The 3,578-nt window shown below is 70.5% G+C and carries 2 protein-coding genes; one reads left to right on the top strand and one right to left on the bottom strand.

Going from position 1 to position 3,578, the window contains the following annotated elements:
• Positions 1 to 88: 88 nt before the first annotated feature.
• Positions 89 to 2,188 carry a fructose-specific PTS transporter subunit EIIC gene (locus AB0D44_RS34240; protein ID WP_362598781.1) on the bottom strand — a complete coding sequence of 700 codons (2,100 nt, stop codon included), beginning with the start codon at positions 2,186 to 2,188 and terminating at the stop codon, positions 89 to 91.
• Positions 2,189 to 2,556: 368 nt separating this feature from the next.
• Here AB0D44_RS34240 and AB0D44_RS34235 point away from each other — a divergent pair.
• Positions 2,557 to 3,578 (top strand): adenosylhomocysteinase (locus AB0D44_RS34235; protein WP_362598778.1); only part of this gene is annotated, 1,022 nt, incomplete at its 3' end.

Raw genomic sequence — 3,578 nt, 5'->3', positions numbered from 1 at the left:
GTACGTCCAGTACGGGGGCATCCGGCCGGCACGCCGAGAGCACGCACCGGACACCGCTCCTTCACCACGGACCTCCGTCAGACACCCCCTAGGGGATCTCGCGCAGCACCTCCAGGATCGCCGGCCCGTCCGGAGCGCTCTGCAGGCGCTCGCGGAAACCGGCGTCCATCAGCTTGCGCGCCAGCAGCGCCAGGATCCGCAGGTGCTCGTCCCCCGCCGCGGCCTCCGGGACCGAGACCATGAAGACCAGCCGGGCCTTGGTCCCGTCCAGGGCGCCCCACTCGATGCCCTCGCCGGACCGGGCGAAGCCCACCGTGGGCCGGGTCACCGCGTCGGTCTTGGCGTGCGGGATCGCGATCGACTCGCCCAGGCCGGTCGTCCCCTGCGCCTCGCGGGCCAGAGCGACCCGTACGAGCTCGTCCACGTCCCGGACGTTGCCGGTGGAGGCAAGCAGCTCCGCCATCTCGCGGATCGCCGCCTCCTTGTCCCGGGAGACCAGCTCCGTCTTCACCGTCCGCTCCGTCAGGTACCCGGAGAGCGCCTCCGGCCGCCCGGCGGCCGGGGCGGCTGCCGCGGCCGCCCGATCCGCGGCCCGCGCCCGCACGGCCGCCGCGCCCGCAGTGCCGTCGGCAGCACCCGCGCCCGCTCCGCCGCCCACGCCTGCGCCTGCACCGGCACCCGCGCCCGCACCGGCCAGGGCCGGCTCGGGGGCGGGCAGCGGCCGCGCGCTCCCGCCGTCCCTGCGCTGCTTGATCTGGATCAGCGCGTTCGTGGTCAGCGCGGTGACGACCGTGCCCGCCGCGATCGCGACGAAGAACATCGCGACCCCGCTGACGGCTCCGAACAGCGAGACGATCGGACCGCCGTGCGGCACCGAGTCCTCCACCCCGGACAGGCCCGCGACCGCACCGGCCACCGCCCCGCCGAGCATGTTGGCCGGAATGACCTGCGCCGGCCGCGCGGCGGCGAACGGAATGGCACCTTCGGAGATGCCGAAGAAGCCCATGAACAGCGCCGCGACACCCGTCTCCCGCTCCTGGTCGGAGTAGAGCCTGCGGCGCAGCAGCGTCGCCAGGCCCTGGCCGAGCGGCATGACCGGGATCGCGGCGGCGGCCATGCCCATGACGGCGTTGTTCGTGCCGATGAGCCCCACCGCGACGAGGAAGGCCGTCTTGTTGACCGGGCCGCCCATGTCGAAGGCGATCATCAGGCCGATCAGCGCGCCGAGCACGATCGCACTGGAGCCGGTCATCCCGTTCAGCCAGTTCGTCAGGTGTGTGAACACCCAGGAGATGGGCCTGCCGATCACGTAGATGTAGAAGAGGCCGAGCGCCAGCGTCGACAGGATCGGGATCACGATGATCGGCATGATCGGCCGGACGAACCGGGGAACCTTGACCTTCTTGATCCAGACGACCAGATGGCCCGCCAGGAAGCCCGTCGCGATCGCTCCCAGGAACCCGGCGTTCGCATCGGCCCCGTAGAGGGTGACGCCGTCGGCGGCGAGGAAGCCGCCGATCATGCCCGGTACCAGGGCGGGCCGGTCGCCGAGCGCATGGGCGATGTAGCCGGAGAAGATCGGCAGCATCAGCTTGAAGCCGAGACCGCCCAGGGCATTGACGTAGAACCAGAAGGAGTCCTTGTCGAACTCGATGCCCGCGGGCGTGGAATGACCGCCGAGCGCGATCGAGACGGCCAGCAGCAGCCCGCCCACGACCACGAAGGGGATCATGTGCGAGACGCCGTTCATCAGGGCCTTGTACGCGGTGCCGCGCTGCCGGCCGCAGCCCCCGGCCCCGCTCCCGCCCGTACCCCCGGCCGTACCCGCCTGCACCGGAGCGCTCCGCACGCGTTCGATCAGCTCCTGCGGCCTGTGGATGCCGTCCGCGACCCCGGTGGACAGGACCCGCTTGCCCGCGAAGCGCTCGCGGTCGACCTCCTTGTCGGCGGCGATGATGATGCCGTCCGCCTCCGCGACATCGTTGTCAGACAGGACGTTCTCGGCCCCGATGGAGCCCTGCGTCTCCACCTTCAAGTCGATGCCGAGCCGGTCGGCGGCCTGCTGGAGCTTCTCCGCAGCCATGTAGGTGTGCGCGATCCCGGTGGGGCACGCGGTGACGGCGAGCAGCTTCAGACGCCTGGGCCCGCTCGCGCCCCCGCCGACGGGAGGGCCTGCCGGACTGGTCACGTGACATCTCCTTACGCCGTGGCGGCCTGCGGGATCGCGCCGTCGTGCACGTGCTTCCGATCCACTCGGCATCCTTCCCCGGGCAAGGGATGGATCAAAAGTCCGAAACGCCCTGAACGCGTCGACCGGAAGACCCGAATCCCGCCCGCAACTTGTCCCGCTGCCAACTGGGGGACGCTGCGCCGATCGGTGTAGATTCGTCATCAGTGTCAGGCGTCGCTGCTGATGGCGGTCGGGCGGTCCTCGTGACCGGCCGAGGGGAGAGAGGGCCCCCGACGGACTGTGCTCGGTGCGCCGCTTCCTGCTCACGCACGGCAGGCGCACGGCTCAGCCGTACCCACCCTCTCGAACCATGAGGAGCAGCACCCATGGACTTCAAGGTCGCAGACCTTTCCCTCGCCGCCTTCGGCCGCAAGGAGATCACGCTGGCCGAGCACGAGATGCCCGGCCTGATGTCGATCCGCGCCGAGTACGCGGAAGCCCAGCCCCTCGCCGGCGCCCGCATCACCGGCTCCCTGCACATGACCGTGCAGACCGCCGTCCTGATCGAGACCCTGGTCGCCCTCGGTGCGGAGGTCCGCTGGGCCTCCTGCAACATCTTCTCCACCCAGGACCACGCCGCCGCCGCCATCGCGGTCGGCCCGAACGGCACCCCGGAGAACCCGCAGGGCGTCCCGGTCTTCGCCTGGAAGGGCGAGACGCTGGAGGAGTACTGGTGGTGCACGGAGCAGGCGCTGACCTGGCCGAACACCCCCACCGGCGGCCCGAACATGATCCTCGACGACGGTGGTGACGCCACCCTCCTCGTCCACAAGGGCGTCGAGTTCGAGAAGGCCGGCGCGGCCCCGGACCCGTCCACCGCGGACTCCGAGGAGTACGCCCACATCCTCACGCTCCTCAACCGCACCCTCGGCGAGGCCCCGCAGAAGTGGACGCAGCTCGCGTCCGAGATCCGCGGCGTGACGGAGGAGACCACCACCGGTGTCCACCGCCTCTACGAAATGATGGCCGAGGGCTCCCTGCTCTTCCCGGCGATCAACGTGAACGACGCGGTGACGAAGTCGAAGTTCGACAACAAGTACGGCTGCCGCCACTCGCTGATCGACGGCATCAACCGTGCCACGGACGTCCTGATCGGCGGCAAGGTGGCCGTGGTCTGCGGTTACGGCGACGTCGGCAAGGGCTGTGCGGAGTCGCTGCGCGGCCAGGGTGCGCGGGTCATCGTCACCGAGATCGACCCGATCTGCGCGCTGCAGGCGGCGATGGACGGCTACCAGGTCGCCACGCTGGACGACGTGGTGGAGACCGCGGACATCTTCATCACGACCACGGGCAACAAGGACATCATCATGGCCTCGGACATGGCCAAGATGAAGCACCAGGCGATCGT

It is taken from the genome of Streptomyces sp. NPDC048349 (assembly GCF_040651925.1).
Taxonomy (GTDB): domain Bacteria; phylum Actinomycetota; class Actinomycetes; order Streptomycetales; family Streptomycetaceae; genus Streptomyces.
Note: the sequence above shows the minus strand (reverse complement) of the source record. Positions and strands in the feature narration are given on the sequence as shown.